Annotated in this window: 13 protein-coding genes; 4 read left to right on the top strand and 9 right to left on the bottom strand. The window is 61.7% G+C overall.

Translation table 11 applies throughout. From position 1 onward, the window contains the following. Nucleotides 1–14: 14 nt before the first annotated feature. Together AC07UC_RS32940 and AC07UC_RS32935 are read right to left on the bottom strand one after the other, a co-directional pair. On the bottom strand, nt 15–839 hold the full coding sequence (locus AC07UC_RS32940) for a universal stress protein (protein WP_202324544.1): 825 nt from the start codon (nt 837–839) through the stop codon (nt 15–17). Between the two features lie 91 nt (nt 840–930). Next, complete coding sequence (locus AC07UC_RS32935; protein ID WP_494908794.1) at nt 931–1,464, bottom strand: flavin reductase family protein; 534 nt, start codon at nt 1,462–1,464, stop codon at nt 931–933. Nucleotides 1,465–1,939: 475 nt separating this feature from the next. On the opposite strand from AC07UC_RS32935, the gene AC07UC_RS32930 reads away from it, so the two are divergent. Both AC07UC_RS32930 and AC07UC_RS32925 read left to right on the top strand, forming a co-directional pair. After that, nucleotides 1,940–2,296 (top strand): c-type cytochrome, encoded by a 357-nt coding sequence (locus tag AC07UC_RS32930; protein ID WP_494908793.1) that lies wholly within the window; start codon nt 1,940–1,942, stop codon nt 2,294–2,296. A gap of 204 nt (nt 2,297–2,500) precedes the next feature. Further along, entirely contained in the window at nt 2,501–3,010 is a 510-nt protein-coding gene (locus AC07UC_RS32925) for a hydrolase (protein WP_494908792.1), read from the top strand. A gap of 11 nt (nt 3,011–3,021) precedes the next feature. Here the strand turns inward: AC07UC_RS32925 and arcC are convergent, their stop codons facing one another. The 7 genes from arcC to AC07UC_RS32890 all read right to left on the bottom strand — a co-directional run bounded on the left by arcC (nt 3,022) and on the right by AC07UC_RS32890 (nt 11,759). Continuing rightward, entirely contained in the window at nt 3,022–3,924 is a 903-nt protein-coding gene (gene arcC / locus AC07UC_RS32920) for a carbamate kinase (protein ID WP_494908791.1), read from the bottom strand. Nucleotide 3,925: 1 nt separating this feature from the next. Continuing rightward, nucleotides 3,926–4,927, bottom strand: a complete 1,002-nt coding sequence (gene argF / locus AC07UC_RS32915; protein WP_494908790.1) for an ornithine carbamoyltransferase — start codon at nt 4,925–4,927, stop codon at nt 3,926–3,928. Nucleotides 4,928–4,938: 11 nt separating this feature from the next. Beyond that, complete coding sequence (locus AC07UC_RS32910; RefSeq protein ID WP_494908789.1) at nt 4,939–6,153, bottom strand: arginine deiminase; 1,215 nt, start codon at nt 6,151–6,153, stop codon at nt 4,939–4,941. An 11-nt stretch (nt 6,154–6,164) separates the two neighbouring features. Next, complete coding sequence (gene arcD, locus AC07UC_RS32905) at nt 6,165–7,628, bottom strand: arginine-ornithine antiporter (protein ID WP_494908788.1); 1,464 nt, start codon at nt 7,626–7,628, stop codon at nt 6,165–6,167. 297 nt (nt 7,629–7,925) lie between these two features. Continuing rightward, nucleotides 7,926–9,203, bottom strand: coding sequence for a 5-aminolevulinate synthase (gene hemA, locus AC07UC_RS32900; protein WP_494908787.1), 1,278 nt, complete (start codon nt 9,201–9,203; stop codon nt 7,926–7,928). A gap of 467 nt (nt 9,204–9,670) precedes the next feature. After that, the gene (gene fixJ, locus AC07UC_RS32895; protein ID WP_140775633.1) at nt 9,671–10,285 is read right to left on the bottom strand and encodes a response regulator FixJ; all 615 of its coding nucleotides are present in this window, start codon (nt 10,283–10,285) and stop codon (nt 9,671–9,673) included. After that, a complete protein-coding gene (locus tag AC07UC_RS32890; RefSeq protein ID WP_202327609.1) occupies nt 10,272–11,759 on the bottom strand; it encodes a PAS domain-containing sensor histidine kinase in 1,488 nt (495 codons plus the stop codon). The genes fixJ and AC07UC_RS32890 overlap by 14 nt, the downstream gene beginning before the upstream one ends. Nucleotides 11,760–12,021: 262 nt before the next feature. Between AC07UC_RS32890 and AC07UC_RS32885 the strand changes: the two genes are divergently transcribed. Both AC07UC_RS32885 and mgtA read left to right on the top strand, forming a co-directional pair. Then, complete coding sequence (locus tag AC07UC_RS32885; RefSeq protein ID WP_494908786.1) at nt 12,022–12,831, top strand: universal stress protein; 810 nt, start codon at nt 12,022–12,024, stop codon at nt 12,829–12,831. Nucleotides 12,832–12,841: 10 nt separating this feature from the next. Further along, a complete protein-coding gene (gene mgtA, locus AC07UC_RS32880; protein ID WP_494908785.1) occupies nt 12,842–15,538 on the top strand; it encodes a magnesium-translocating P-type ATPase in 2,697 nt (898 codons plus the stop codon). Nucleotides 15,539–15,579: the final 41 nt, after the last annotated feature.

Raw genomic sequence — 15,579 nt, 5'->3', positions numbered from 1 at the left:
GGCCGAACCCGCCATCAGTTCGACATCAGCCGATGAAGCCAGACTTCATCCAGCAGCGAACGGGTAACTCCGCCAAACGCCCATTCCCTCAGTCGGCTATGCCCGTAGGCGCCCGACACGATTAGGTCTGCCTTGACTGAGGCCAGGAAGTCTACCAGTCGATTTCCTTCCTCGTCTGACTTCAGGATTTCGGTTCGCGCCTTGATGCCGTGCCCAGCGAGGAAACTGGCGACGTCCTTGACTCCGTCCCTGATCCAATCGCTCGGATTGCGATCAATCGCCACGATGATGACTTCATTGGCCATGGCCATCAATGGCACGGCGTCTGCCACGGCGCGCCTCGCTTCCCGCGTGTCCTTCCAGGCGACGACGATCCGGCCGAGCGGCAAACTCGTCGCGCCAAGGGCAGCAACCAGGACAGGCCTGCCGGCGCGCAGCACCAAACTGCCCGGATCAGCCATACGGTAAGCGTCGCCCGTGGATGCGCCGAGCGAAGCGCCCGTGACGACGAGGTCGGCGAGAAGGGAAGCTCTGGCGAGGGCATGATCTGGATTCTCGACCGTGTCACGCCATTCCGCACTGACCGCTCCGGCGACGAGCCTGTCGAACTTGGAGTGCCTGTCATCAAGCCGTTGCCGGATCTCGGTCCTCGATTGCTCCCAAAGTTCAGCAGCGATCGCCGCGCCCTCGGGCGCCATCGTAACCGGCAGCGGAGCGTCCGCGGCGCAGAAACCGATCAGCTTTGCATCGAAACGTTTGGCAAGATCGATGCCGACCTGCGCGAGCGGTTCAATCGGACCATCGATGCCCAGGTTCAACAGAATGGATTTGTAGCTCATCGGGGCGCTTCCGTTTCAGAGGTTCGGTGCACCGAAGCTAGCCTTGCAGGAACGTTCTCACCTTGATGTCGATCAAAACGGTTGCAGCCGCTCAGGGGATACGGGATTGGAAATGAACCATTTCGCCGTCCACGACAAAGGCGCCATTTCCGACGTGGTGGATCGTCTTCGGGTTCGGTTGAGCCGGGTCGATCCATGCTTTCAGGACCTCGAGGACGAACAGGTTATATTTGTCCACCAGGCGTATATCGATGACCCGGCATTCGAGGTTGGCAAAGCACTCGGCGATCAGGGGAGCCGAAACGCGCTCGGCGGGAAGGGGCGTCAGCCAGGCTGTCGCGAACTTGTCAGTGTCGCGTCCGGAGCAGTTTCCGACCTTGACGACTTTCTCCGCGAGGCCAATGGCAGGGATCGCGACCACGCATTCCTTCGTTTGACGCAAAGCGAAGAAGGAGAAGTCGTCGCTCGACACGACGCAGGCCATGGTCGGCGGCGCGATTCCCGCCATCATGTGCCAGGACATGGTCATGACGTTCGCGCGGCCCTGCTTTGACCTGGTTGTCAGGAGGACAACGGGACCAGGCTCGATCAGCCGATAGACTTCGGCAAGCGGCAGTTCCTTCATCGCGTCCTCATTTCCACTGTCTGCAAGGCAATTGCTCCGGCGATGTCGTGCCAGGCAATGCCCTTCCTCGCCTTGATCAATGTCAAAGTCGGGAAGCGGCGGAACGAGGAAGGGGTAGCCAAGAGGTCGATGCAAGTCTGTGCCGCCGGAGGCCGATTGATCTTGATCAATGCATGCCGGAATTGATCTTGCGATGTTCGATCAGAGCCACACAAGGATCAGTTCATGTCCGCTGGAGGCATTCTCTTTTGGGGCGTCCTGCTTTGCCTCGCTTGGATCGTAGGGATCGGCATCTACTTCGAAATGGCGTCCTCCAGGAGACGCAAGCCCTCTGCGGTGAGCTATGGCCTCGGCCGCCGTTCAAGGCCGCGCAACCCTAAGACCAGGCCTTGATGTGGAAGGCGGAGGCCAAGGAATTTTACAATGACCTGGAAGGGACGACATGCGCGCAGCCACCCTCGCTCCTTAAACTGACATGATCAAGCAAGGCCTGACGACCATGCGATCCCACCCGGCGCTCTCGATCCCACTACTTGTGTTCGCACTCGGCTTTGCATCGTCAGCCTATGCTGTCGAAGACCCGCAGATCGCTTATGGGAAAAGACTGGTCGAGAAAAACTGTGCCCGCTGTCACGCGGTCGGTCCGGGCGGCGAGAGCGCCCATCCGGACGCGCCGCCTTTCCGGTTGTTGCACCGGCGGTACCCAATCGAAGATCTTCAGGAAGCTCTGGCCGAGGGGATATCCACCGGACATCCGGACATGCCCGAGTTCGTAGCTTCTCCCGACCAGATCTCCGCGATTATCAGTTATATCCAAAGCCTGGGCCGATGATGTCGGTCGATAGCAATCTCATCGACGCGCCTGCGGTTCATTGCGAGCCGACATGGGTCTGCGAGATCATCAGACCGATCTGCGTAGCCGCTTGGCCACGGACCGGCTTCGACGTGCGTCAATCGTGGCTCTTGGCGGCGTTGACCGGAATCAATGATGGCGGGGTCGTCAGCTGGTCTGATGTGCCCGTATCAGGAGGTAGCCATGCAGACGAACGAAACACCGCGCTATGATGCGAGCGTGAACACGACGGGTTGCTGCCCAAAATTCAACCCGGGCGGCTGGGACGATCAGGAATTGCACTTCACCGACAAGCCGTTCGTGAGGGCGACAACCCACAGCATCATGCATGTTCCGGTGAACATGGGCAGCGTCTTTGCCCGTGTCAACGAGCACATCGACGACGCCGGCGCTTCTGCCGAAAGCCAGTTCATCGCCCTAAGCCGCGATCTCTCGCCTTGGACGAGCGAGCACCTTTTTTCGGTTTCAAAGGCCGTGCCCGAGGAGGAAATGGCTACGCTGACGGGCGACTTCGTCACCAAAGTGTTCGAGGGAGCGTTCGAGCAGGTAAGGAGTTGGCACGAGGAAATGCTTGAACTCGCGCGCCAGCACAATCCCAAAGCCAGCGACGTGTATTTCTTTTATACGACCTGCCCAAAATGCGCCGCGGCATATGGCAAGAACTACGTTGTAGGGGTAGCCAGGATTTCCTGAGCCCGGCAAGGCTAGGGTTCGAACCATGTGCCCTGGCGCCGCTTGACGATCTCCGCCGCGTCCTCGAGCCGGCCGATCGCTGCGGGATTGCCCGTCGCCTGGACGAACTCGATCGCCGCACTGATCTTGGGGCCCATGGAGCCGGCGGGGAAATCCTTTCCCGAAAGTTCAGTTGCTCCGACATTGCGCAGTGCGCGGGCATCCGCCGTGCCGTAGCCCAGATAGACCGCATCGACATCCGTGAGCATCAGCAGCATGTCAGCCTTCAGCTGGCGCGCCAGTAGCGAGCTGGCCAGGTCCTTGTCGATGACGGCCTCGACGCCGACCATGGCGCCATCTTCGCGCGCGACAACGGGCACGCCGCCGCCGCCCGTGCAGATGACGATGACCCCGTGGTCGACGAGGAAGGAGATGACGGATGCCTCTAAAATCTCGATCGGGCGGGGCGAGGGCACGACCCGGCGCCATTTATCGCCATCGGGCGCTACGGACCAGCCGTGCTCCGCTGCGAGCCGTCGCGCTGTCGATTCGTCATAGACCGAGCCGATCGGCTTTGTCGGACTGGAAAATGCAGGATCGCGCGGGTCGACTTTCACCTGCGTCAGCAGTGTGGCGTATAGTCTCTGGGAGACGAGATTGGCGAGCTCCTGCTCGATCATGTAGCCGATCATCCCGGCGCTCTCCGCGCCGAGAACGTCGAGCGGAAAAGCGCCGTCCGGTGAGGCAGCCGACTGGAGCGCGAGCAGGCCGACCTGCGGGCCGTTGCCATGCGTGATGACGAGCGAATGGCCTTCGCCAATCAGCGCGGCCAAGGCTGACGCGGCGCGGATGACATTCGCACGCTGGTTTTCGGCTGTCATCGGTTCGCCGCGCCGCAACAGCGCGTTCCCACCGAGTGCAACGACGATCAGCATGTCAGTTGCCGATCGTGGCGACGAGCAGCGCTTTTATCGTATGCATGCGGTTCTCCGCCTGATCGAAGACGACCGAGGCACCGGACTCGAACACCTCATCGGTGACCTCCATGCAATCGATGCCGAATTCGCGCGCGATATAGGCGCCGACTTCGGTCTCGGTGTCGTGGAACGCCGGCAGGCAATGCATGAACTTGACATGCGGATTGCCGCTCGCCGCCATCAAATCTTTCGTCACCCGATAGGGCGTCAGAAGACGGATGCGCTCCGCCCAGCCGGACTTGTCCTCGCCCATCGACATCCAGACATCGGTGTAGATGAAGTCGGTATCCTGGACGCAGCCGGTCATGTCTTCATCGAGTCGGAAGCGGCCCCCGCTGCGTTCGGCGAGCCCCCTGACATGATCGCAGAATTCTTGGTCGGGCCACAGTTCCTTCGGCGAGGCGATGCGCATGTCGATGCCGACCTTGGCTGCCCCCAATGCCAGCGACTGGGCGACATTGTCCCGACCCTCGCCGACGAATGCGACGGTCATGTCCGACAAATGCTTGTGCGTGAATTCGCGCATCGTCATGAAATCGGCGAGGATCTGTGTCGGATGGGCTTCGTCGGTCAGACCGTTGTAGACGGGCACCCCGGCATGCGCTGCCAGCATTTCGGCCTGGTGCTGCGCAAATCCGCGATATTCGATGGCGTCATACATCCGCCCGAGGACGCGGGCCGTGTCCTTCATGGATTCCTTGTGCCCGATATGGCTGCCGGAGGGACCGAAATAAGTGACATGGGCGCCCTGATCATAGGCGGCCACTTCGAACCCTGTCCGCGTGCGCGTGGAGTCCTTTTCGAAGATGAGGGCGATGTTCTTGCGAACGAGGCGCGGTATCTCGTGCCCGGCCTGCTTGGCTGCCTTCAACTCGGCTGCCAGCTTCAGGAGGAAGCGGATCTCTTCGGCTGAGAGGTCGTCCAGCGAGAGCACCGAACGGCCATGCAGGTTGATCGACATTGGGTGTCCTTTCAGAGTGGGTCGCGAGCGATGGGGCAGGTCATGCAATGGCCGCCGCCGCGGCCGCGGCTGAGCTCAGCCCCCTCAACGGTGATCACCTCGATTCCCGCGCGGCGCAGAAGCGTGTTGGTATAGACGTTGCGATCGTAGCCGATGACGACACCCGGCTCGACCGCTACCACGTTGTTGCCGTCGTCCCACTGCTCGCGCTCGGCCTCGTAGCGGTCGCCGCCGGTGGCGATGATCCGCAGCGATTTCAACCCGAGAGCTTCTGCCACGACTGTTGTGAAGGGCGCTTTTTCCTCCCTGACCTCGACCGCCGCATCGCCGTCCCCGGGCCGGATCGAGAAGGTGCGCAGCCTTTCGACCACGGGCGGATACATGGTGGCAAGGTCTCGGTCGCAGAAGGTGAAGACGGTGTCGAGATGCATGAAGGAACGGTCGCGCGGCATCAGTGCCGCGATCACGTGTGTGGCTTCGCCGGCAGCGAACAGGCTTCGGGCAACATCACCGACCGCCTGCGGCGTGGTGCGTTCGCCCATGCCGACGAGAACGACGCCTCCGCCGACGGGCATGACGTCGCCGCCTTCCAGGCTGATGCCCGTTCCGGCCTGGGGTGAAACGAATGGGATGCCGCTGTCGCGAAACCTCGGATGGAAGCGGTACACCGCCTCGACGTTGGCCGCTTCCGGTCGTCTGGCCGGCCAATACATGGCATTCACGGAAACCGAGCGGTAAATCCAGCAGGAGCTGTCGCGAGTGAACAACTGGTTCGGCAACGGCGGCAGCACGAAGTCCTGCGGCGCGAATGTCCGTCCGGTCAGCCCTTTGGGCTCGAATGGCAGTTCGGCGCGGGCGATGCCGCCGACGAGGCAGGTTGCCAGCAGGCCGGCCGACATCTCGTTCAGCCAGCCCCGCATCTCGTCGACCATGTCGAGGCCGACCACGCCGGCATGCACCCGGCGATCGAGAAGCCAGTCGCGGGCTTTCCCGAGGCCCATGGTTTCCGTGAGCAGTTCGCCGAACGAATGAACGATCACGCCGCGCTCGCGCAGGGCGTCGACGAAGATGTCGTGCTCCTGGCGCGCTCGCTTCACCCAAAGCACATCGTCGAACAGCAGCGACTTGCAGTTGTCTGGTGTGAGCCTGCGCAGGCTGAGATCCGGCCTGTGGACCATCACCTCGCGCAGGCGGCCGACTTCTGAATGAACCCCCAGATTTGTCATCGGATGACCTCTCAAAGCGCGCTGACGGCGCCGGTCCACATCTCGTAGACGGCAAGGATTGCGACTGCGACGAGCGCGACTGCGATGACGGCTTCCACCGGGTGGAAGACGCGCTGATTAGCCTCGCGACGGGCCCAGACGTAGAAGATGATGCCCGGAGCATAGAGGATCGCGCACATGAACAGGTACGCAGGCCCCGCCGCATAGACGAGCCACAGCCCGTAGGCCGTTGCCAACACACCGGCGAAGAGCGGCCCGGCGCGCCGTTCGCCAACCCGATAGCTTTCTCCGGTCAATGCCAGTTTGGCGGCGAAGGCTCCGGAGAAAATATAGGGCACGAGGATGGCGGCCGAGGCGATGTAGAAGAGCGCCTGATAGGTACTCTGGGCGAAGAGCGTGATCACCAGGAAGGCCTGGACGAGGACGTTGGTGACCAGCAGCGAGGTCGAGGGAACGCCGCGTTCGCTTTCCCGGCCGAAGAACTTCGGCATGGTTCCATCCTTTCCGGCGACATGCGGAACCTCCGCTGCAAGCAGCGTCCAGCTCAAGAAGGCGCCGAGCACAGAGACGACGAGCGCAAGATTGATGAGCACGGCGCCCCAGGGCCCGACAACCGCTTCCAGCACGCCTGCCATCGACGGGTTCTTCAATGCCGCGAGTTCCGGTTGGCTCAGAATGCCGAGCGAAAGCAGAGAGACCAGCGCGTAGAGCGCGAGGCATGTGAAGAAGCCGATGATTGTCGCCGTCGCGATGTCCTTGCGCCTCTCGGCACGGGCGGAGAAAACGCTGGCGCCCTCGATGCCGATGAAGACCCACAGCGTCACCAGCATGGTGCTCTTGACCTGAGCCGCGATGGTGCCGAGCGAGGCATTGCCGAGCCCGGTGAAGTCGAGCGTCCAGACATTGAGCTTGAAGGCCACGGCGACGACGCCGACGAACAGGACGACAGGCGCGATCTTTGCCACGGTCACGATTGTGTTGACGATCGCTGCCTGGCGGATGCCTGCGAGGATCAGAAAGTGGATGAGCCACAACAGGATCGAGGCGCCGAGCACCGCCTGCCACGTATTTCCGTCGCCGAAGGCGGGAAAAAAATAGGACAACGCGCTGAAAACGATCACGGCGTAGGAAACGTTGCCGACCCATGCGCTGATCCAATAACCCCAGGCGCTGTTGAACCCGATAAAGGGTCCGAACCCTGCCTTGGCGTAGGCATAGGGACCCGCATCGAGATCAGACCGGCGTACCGCCAGGGACTGATAGACAAACACCAGCGCGAGCATGCCGACGGCCGTGATCGCCCAACCGATCAGGACTGCGAGCGGACCGGCGCCGGCCGCCATGTTCTGGGGCAGGCTGAAGACACCCGAGCCCACCATCGATCCGATCACCAGCGCTGTCAGCGATCCCAGTCTTAGCTTCGTCGATGTCGCGGCTTCCCTGGCTGGAATGTTGACTTCTGCTGTACTGGACATGATGCCCTCCCGGATTTGGAACAGTGGGAGGATTCAACAGGAAACAAAGCCTGCCGGCCTTGATGCTGGTCAATTCCTGATTGTCTTGCACCGAAGGTTGAGTCGATAGGGATACGAATCTGCAAGCGTTGGACGGCCTGCGAGCCAGCTCGTTCACCCATTGCTGAGCTTGCTCGGCAGCATGGGCGAGCGAGGTCTGGGAGAGAGAATGTGTCATGACCGGAGCCTTCCACCCCGCTTCTTTCCATCAATGAGAGATGCACGCATTGCGCGGGATCAAGATGGCTGCCCTTGGTGTCAGCCGCCCGCCTTTGCTGTCAGCAGGGGAATGATGCGGTCGGTCTTGGCGACCGAAGGTCGGCCGGCGGAGCCGTAGGGGATGCCGAGCGCATCCCAGGTCTCGACCAGCGCATCCTGCAGTTCGGCGATCAGCGCATCCGAATGGAACGGCGTCGGCGTGATGCGCAGCCGCTCGGTGCCGCGCGGCACGGTCGGGTAGTTGATCGGCTGGATGTAGATGCCGTGAACGCCAAGCAGCCGGTCGCTCGCCATCTTGCAAAGCTCCGGATCGCCAACCAGCACCGGCACGATATGGGTCGCGGAGTCCATCACCGGCAGGCCGGCGGCCGCCAGGATCTGTTTGGTTCGGCTCGCCTGCTGCTGCTGCGCGTCGCGCTCGGCCTGCGATTGCTTGAGATGGCGGATGGAGGCGGTGGTGGCGGCGGCGATCGCCGGCGGCAGCGCCGTGGTGAAGATGAAACCCGGCGCATAGGAGCGAACCGCGTCGATCACCGCGCTGGTGCCGGTGACGTAGCCACCCAGCGTGCCGAACGCCTTGGCCAGCGTGCCCTGGATGATGTCGATGCGGTCGGCGAGGCCTTCGCGCTCGGTGATGCCGCCGCCGCGCGGTCCGTACATGCCCACGGCATGCACCTCGTCGATATAGGTCATGGCGTTGTAGCGCTCGGCGAGCTCGACGATCTCTCTGATCGGCGCGATGTCGCCGTCCATCGAATAGACGCTTTCGAAGACGATCAGCTTGGCGCGCTCGCGCCCCGCCGCCTGCAAGAGGCTTTCCAGATGCGCGACGTCATTGTGGCGGAAGATCTTCTTTTCGGCGCCCGAGCGCCGCACGCCCTCGATCATCGAGGCGTGGTTCAACTCGTCCGAGATGATCAGGCAGTTGGGCAAAAGCCGGGCAATGGTCGAGATCGAGGCTTCGTTGGAGACGAAGCCGGAGGTGAAGACCAGGGCCGCGTCCTTGCCGTGCAGGTCGGCAAGCTCCTGCTCGAGCTCGACCAGCGGGTTGGACGTGCCGGAGATGTTGCGGGTGCCGCCGGCGCCCGAACCCATCTTGCCGGCCGCATTCTGGAAGGCGGCGATGACATCCGCGTGCTGGCCCATGCCAAGATAGTCGTTGGAGCACCAGACGGTGATCTCCTCGGCGCGGCCATTGGAGCGCCAGATGGCGCGCGGAAACTTGCCCGCGATACGCTCGAGATCGGCGAAGACACGATAGCGACGCTCCGCGTGGAGCTGGTCGATCGCTTCTTCGAAGAACCGCTGGTAGTTCATGTCGGAATGTCCTGTGCAAGAAGCCGGCCGCCATCTGCGACGGTTCGGCCTCAACCTAGGGGCTGGGAGCGGTCTGCGCTTTGAGCTATGTCAAATCACGGGACACCCCGATGCCTCATTATAGGCAGGTCTCCTCAACGCAAGCCGCCCAAAAACTGATTCAAATCAAAGCGCGGAACTGCAATTTGGCCCACGCTGGCCGGATGTGGAATCCAATAGCAAGCGCTCCGTTTGGCCGCAGCCTCGAACTAGCCGTTCTGGATGAAGAAGGCTTGCATCCGCTTGTATTTCCCTGCGAAAAAGGCCGGGAGGGATGGCGGCATGCCGTTACCGGTATCCGCGTCCATATTCGGCCGACCCACTGGCGCGACTGGCATCTCCGAGAAGATAGGGTGGCTTCACTCCGAAACGCGCCTTAGAGCGGCGGTCCCGGGTGGAGAACCTCTGCTCGTCTTTCCCCGAATGCCCTAATGTTGGGGGCCGGCGATCAGGGCCATGCGCACCAGGTGCGAGAGGCTGCCGGCGCCCATCTTGCTCATGACATTGGCGCGATGGATCTCGACCGTGCGCGGGCTGATCCCCAGATCGTAGGCGATCGTCTTGTTCGGTAACCCGGAAACAAGCCCTTCCAGCACCTGGTGCTCTCGCTCCGACAGCATGGCGAGATTCTTCCTGATCTCCGTCGATTGCGGGTGTGCCGCGGCGGGCTGGCTGCGGTGGTCCAGCGCCGAGCGAATTGCATCGATAAGCACCTGATCGTCGAACGGCTTCTCGATGAAATCGGCAGCGCCCTCCTTCATCGCCTGGACGGCCAGGGCGACGTCGGCGTGCCCCGTCATCACGATCACCGGCACGCCGAGGCCACGGGCTTTCAGTTGCCGCAGGAACTCGATGCCGTCGATGCCGGGCATGCGTACATCGCTGACGATGCAGCCTTGGATCTCCTTCGGTTCCGTCGCCAGGAATGCCGTTGCCGATTCATAGAGGCGCACGGCAAAATCGGCTGTCGCCAGAAGGAAACCCAGCGACTTGCGAACGTCGACATCGTCGTCGACCACATGAACGATATCATTGGCCACCAGCGACCTCTTCCTTCTCCACGGCGCGCAAAGTGAATCGGAACGCTGTCCCGCCGCCGGGCATTGCTTCCGCCCAAATATGACCGCCGTGCGACTCGACGATAGTGCGACAAATGGACAGGCCGACACCCATTCCGTGTTTCTTGGTGGTGACGAAAGGCTGAAAGAGTTGGGCTGAAACCTCCGGCGCCAGCCCCGGGCCCGTATCAATCACACCAACTTCAGCCATGCCATCCCGCCGTGACACGGTAACGACATGCAATTCCCGCCTGGGCGCGCCCTGCATGGCCTCCACGGCGTTTCTCATCAGATTCAGCAACACCTGCTCGATCTGGATTCGATCGGTCAAAACAAGCTCGGCCGCCGGGTCGAGATCATAGCTGACGCGCACGTCTGCTTCCCTGGCGCCGACCAAAGCGAGCGATGAGGCGTCCTCGATGAGCGTTGGCAGACGTTCGACCTGACGCTCGCTTTCGCCCCTGGCGACAAAATCCCTGAGGCGACGGATCACGTCGCCAGCGCGAAGGGCCTGCTCGGCAGCCTTCTCGACGGCATCCCGCAGCATGGCGGCGTTCTCGTCCTTGCTTTTCTCGAGGAGGCGGCGGCTGCCTTTGAGGTAGTTCGTGATGGCCGTCAGCGGCTGGTTTATCTCATGCGCCAATGTCGAGGCCATTTCACCGAGCGCGGTGAAGCGTGCCATGTGAAGCAGCTCCTGCTGCTGCTCCTGCATCCTGGCTTCCGTTCTATGACGCTCCGTCAGGTCGCGGCAAAAACCGGTGAAGAAGCGGCCCGTTCCGGGATGCATTTCGCCGACCGCGAGCTCCATCGGAAAGGTCGATCCGTCCTTGCGCATCCCGGTTACCGTACGCCCGAGTCCGATGATGCGGCGCTCTCCCGTCGTCAGGTAACGCTGCAGGTATGCATCATGCTCATCCCGGTATGGCGAGGGCATCAGCAACTTGACATTTTGACCGATGACCTCGCCGGCCTTGTAGCCAAACAATGTTTCGGCCGCCGTGCTGAAGGATTGGATGTTGGCGCTTTCGTCGATGACAACCATCGCATCCGGCACGGTAGCCAGGATCGAACGCAGGTGATCCTCTCGCAGCTGAAGCGCGGCGTTCGCGAACGACAGATCGCTGACATCGGTGCCTTGAACAAAGATTGCGGTGATCCGGCCATCCCTGGCCCTGATGGGCTGGTAGACGAAGTCCAGAATACGCTCCTCCGCAAGCCCGGTCTCGGCATTGCGCAGGACGACCTTGATGCCGCGCCCGACATAGGGATCTCCGGTTTCGCTGACGCGATCGAGCAATTCGAAGAATTCCTGGCCCTCGAGCTCGGGCAGGGCCTCGCGAACCGATTTGCCGATAACCTGCCGCTGACCGATCAGGCGCTGGTAAGCCGCATTGGTCAGTTGAAAGATGTGGCCAGGCTCGCTGAGCAGGGTCATGAAACCCGGAGCCTGCTCGAACATCAGCGCGAGCAGCTCGTGCTCCGGCAAGTTGGTGCCTTGTTCCGGTGGGCCGCCGGCCAGCGGTGATGCCTTGGCGACGGCTTCCGACCAGTCTTGCTCCTTGGTGCTCACGAGCAGTCTCCGGATTGAAAGGCAGCAGCGGTCGCTGATGTAGCATTCATCGTTCCGCGCACCAAACAGCGGTTATTTGATCGGTATCAAGGTGCCGCGGACCGCACAATGCAAATGACAAAGCATTCCACGTTCCGAGCGAGGTGCCCGCATGTCCTACAAAACGATACTCGTCAATCTGACCGTTGATGCAAATCCCGCTCCGATCTTAAAACTGGCGACGGAGCTGGCGCAGCGGTTCGACGCTCACCTCGTAGGCCTTGCTGCCGCGGACGTTCCGCCTTTGGTGACCACGGGAGAGGGCCTGGTCTACGAAGGCGAGGTCATGCAGATCCAGCGCACCGAGATCGAGAAGCGGCTTGCCGAATTGCGCGACATCTTCGAGAAGCTTGTCCCGGGCGAGGTCAGCAGCGAATGGACCCAGTACGTTTGCGCGCCAACCCGCGCTCTCGGCCTGGCCGCCCGTTCGGCCGATCTTGTTGTGACCGACGACGGAGGCGCGGATGTCTTCCGCGCCGTCGATATCGGAAGCCTGGTGCTCGGGGCCGGTCGCCCGGTGCTGGTCGCAGCGGCCAATGCCGAACATCTCGTCGGGAAAACCGTCCTGGTCGCCTGGAAGGACAGCCGCGAAGCACGAAGGGCCCTATCCGATTCCTTGCCGTTTCTCGCCAGGGCCAAGGAGGTGGTTGTTGCCACGATGGAAGGCGATTCGGGAGAGGATATTCGAAACAGCCTCGCCGACGCGGCGGTGTTTCTTGAGCAGCATGGCATCATGCCGCAAACCGAAGTGATCGCCGGTGCCGCGGATGGTGAGACGCTGTTGGCGTTTGCCCGCTCGATCCACGCCGATCTGATCGTTTCCGGAGCCTACGGTCACAGCCGGCTCAGGGAATGGGTCTTTGGTGGTATTACGCGCTCGCTGACCCACGAGAGTGGCATCAGCCGCCTTCTTTCCAACTGACTGTCCGGCCATGGCGACCGGAACGGCAGATGCCAGGGACCAGCCGGCAGCCATGGCGGGCGCGGAGCAACCGATCAGCCGCCTTTCCGGTCATGTCGAGCATGCCTACTGGTCAATCGAAACGGGTGACCTGGCAGGGCAATTGGAGACCTCTTCTTCGGGTCTGCTGAGTGTCGATGCGGCAATCCGACTTGCCAAATTCGGCCGCAACGCACTGGCGTCCCGGTCCGGCGGATCGGCATTGACTGTATTCGCGCGCCAGTTTCGCAGCCCACTCGTCCTGATCCTGGTCTTTGCCGCCGCCGTTTCAGTGTTCGTCGGGGAGGGGCATGAAGCGGCGATCATCGGCGCGATCGTGCTCGCCAGCTGTGTCTTAAGCTTCACTCAGGAATATGGCGCCTCTCGCGCGATGGAGGTCCTGCAGCAGCGGATCTCCCGCAAGGCCACCGTGCTCAGGGATAGCATCGAACGGACTATCGATGTCGAGGAGATCGTTCCCGGCGACGTCGTCTGCCTGTCGGCCGGCAATCTCATTCCGGTCGACGGCGTCATTCTCGAGTCGCGGGATTTCAACGTCAGTGAATCTGTTCTGACCGGCGAAACCTTTCCCGTCGTCAAGTCCGCCGGCCGCTCCGCGCCCGAAGCCGGCATCGCGCAGCGAACCAATGCGGTCTTCACCGGCACCTCGGTCCGCAGCGGAACAGCAAAGGTGCTTGCCGTCGCCACGGGAGCGCAAACCGAATTCGCATCGATCGCCGAAGCATTGGAGCGCCGGATACCCGAGACCGGATTTGCTCGCGGCATCAGGATGTTCGGATATCTGATGACCGAGATCATGCTTGTGATCGTCATCCTGGTGTTTTTCGCCAACGTCATGCTTGAGCGGCCGTTGATAGAGTCGCTCCTGTTTTCGCTTGCCCTGGCGGTTGGGCTGACGCCCGAATTGCTTCCCGCGATCATCAGCGTCACCCTGGCCAAGGGTGCGCGGATGATGGCCGCCAGCGGCGTCATCGTGCGCCGTCTCGACGCGATCGAGAACCTCGGCAGCATGGATCTGCTTTGCACTGACAAGACAGGAACGCTGACGGAGGGCGTCATTCACCTCGATGGGGCGTTCGATGTCGAGGGCATTGCTTCGAGGAAGGTTCTGCTTTGGGCGCGGCTGAACGCGATTTTGCAAACGGGCTTGAAGAATCCTTTGGACGAGGCAATTGCAAGCGCTCCGCATGACCAAGACGATTTGTCCGGTTTCACCAAGATCGACGAGAGCCCCTACGACTTTGTTCGCAAGCGGTTGTCCGTTGCCGTGCAGGACAGCGCGCATGAACAGGTCCTCATCACCAAGGGAGCCGTCCAGAACGTCGTCGAGGCGTGTGGCTTTGTGCAGGATCGGGACGGCTTGACCCCCCTCGGCGCGACGGAACGCCAGGCGATCGACGAGCAATTCAGGCGCTGGAGCGCGCAAGGGTATCGTGTTCTCGGCCTGGCGATCCGGAGATTTCAGAACAAGGCGAGCTTCAGCCGCGACGACGAAACCGAAATGGCATTCGCGGGGTTCCTGCTGTTTCTCGATCCGCCAAAGGAGGGGGTAAGGGAAACCCTGTCGGCACTTGCCGATCGCGGCATCGGCGTAAAGGTTATTTCCGGCGACAACCGCTATGTCGCCGCGCATCTGGCCGAGGCTATAGGCCTCCGGTCCGACCGGATCATGACGGGCGAAGATCTGGCGAAAATGACGAAAAACGGTCTTCTGGCAAGTGCCCGCAATATCGATCTCTTTGTCGAGATCGATCCAAACCAGAAAGAGCGCATTGTCGAGGCGCTGCGTCGCAGCGGCCATGTCGTCGGCTATCTTGGCGACGGCATCAACGACGCGCCGGCGCTTCATGAAGCCGACATCGGCATTTCGGTAGATACCGCTGTCGATGTCGCCCGCGAGGCCGCGGATATCATCCTGCTCAAACGCGACCTCGGTGTATTGGTGCGGGGCGTCGATGATGGCCGAAAGACGTTCGCCAACACGATGAAATACATCTCCATCACGACCAGCGCCAATTTCGGCAACATGATCAGCATGGCCGCAGCCTCGCTCTACCTGCCGTTCTTGCCGCTGCTGGCCAAGCAGATCCTGCTGAACAATTTCCTGTCGGACATTCCGTCGCTTGCGATCGCGGGTGACAACGTCGACGCCGACCAGTTACGGAGACCGCGGCACTGGGACATCCATTTCATAAGACGTTTCATGGTGAGTTTCGGGCTCGTGAGTTCTGTGTTCGACTTCGCGACCTTCGCGTTCCTTCTGTTCGTAGCGCATGCTGCGGCAGCCACGTTTCAGACCGCGTGGTTTGTCGAATCCGTGCTGACCCAACTTGCCATCCTGTTCATCGTGCGTACCCATGTGAGGCCATGGAACAGCCGTCCCAGTCGCCTGCTTGCGGGCCTCGCTTTTGGCGTTGGCGGTATCGCCGTCGCCATCCCGTTCGCTCCCTTCGCCAAGTGGTTCGGTTTCGTTCCCCTGCCAGCACCGGTGCTGGCAGGGCTGCTCGCGATCACGGCGCTCTATATCGTTGTGTCGGAGGTTACCAAAACCTGGCTTTTCGATCATGGTCGCCGGGGCAAGCGCAGGCGAAAAACCACGGGCACGCATGAACCGCGAGCAAATCGGCCTGGCCCTCTGGGTGAGGAGCCAAGGCGGTCTGTTCCATAGCTATTGTTCCCAGGTTCGGGCGCTCCGGCTGAGCCCTTGTA

This window comes from Mesorhizobium sp. GW821-FHT04C10 (assembly GCF_059420305.1).
The sequence above is the reverse complement of the archived record's forward strand: the minus strand, read 5'-3'. Positions and strand labels throughout refer to the sequence as shown.

Coding starts and splice junctions, on each gene's coding strand:
- AC07UC_RS32940 (WP_202324544.1), bottom strand. CDS start 839: ATGAGCTACAAATCCATTCTGTTGAACCTGGGCATCGATGGTCCGATT.
- AC07UC_RS32935 (WP_494908794.1), bottom strand. CDS start 1,464: ATGAAGGAACTGCCGCTTGCCGAAGTCTATCGGCTGATCGAGCCTGGT.
- AC07UC_RS32930 (WP_494908793.1), top strand. CDS start 1,940: ATGATCAAGCAAGGCCTGACGACCATGCGATCCCACCCGGCGCTCTCG.
- AC07UC_RS32925 (WP_494908792.1), top strand. CDS start 2,501: ATGCAGACGAACGAAACACCGCGCTATGATGCGAGCGTGAACACGACG.
- arcC (WP_494908791.1), bottom strand. CDS start 3,924: ATGCTGATCGTCGTTGCACTCGGTGGGAACGCGCTGTTGCGGCGCGGC.
- argF (WP_494908790.1), bottom strand. CDS start 4,927: ATGTCGATCAACCTGCATGGCCGTTCGGTGCTCTCGCTGGACGACCTC.
- AC07UC_RS32910 (WP_494908789.1), bottom strand. CDS start 6,153: ATGACAAATCTGGGGGTTCATTCAGAAGTCGGCCGCCTGCGCGAGGTG.
- arcD (WP_494908788.1), bottom strand. CDS start 7,628: ATGTCCAGTACAGCAGAAGTCAACATTCCAGCCAGGGAAGCCGCGACA.
- hemA (WP_494908787.1), bottom strand. CDS start 9,203: ATGAACTACCAGCGGTTCTTCGAAGAAGCGATCGACCAGCTCCACGCG.
- AC07UC_RS32890 (WP_202327609.1), bottom strand. CDS start 11,759: ATGTTCGAGCAGGCTCCGGGTTTCATGACCCTGCTCAGCGAGCCTGGC.
- AC07UC_RS32885 (WP_494908786.1), top strand. CDS start 12,022: ATGTCCTACAAAACGATACTCGTCAATCTGACCGTTGATGCAAATCCC.
- mgtA (WP_494908785.1), top strand. CDS start 12,842: ATGGCGACCGGAACGGCAGATGCCAGGGACCAGCCGGCAGCCATGGCG.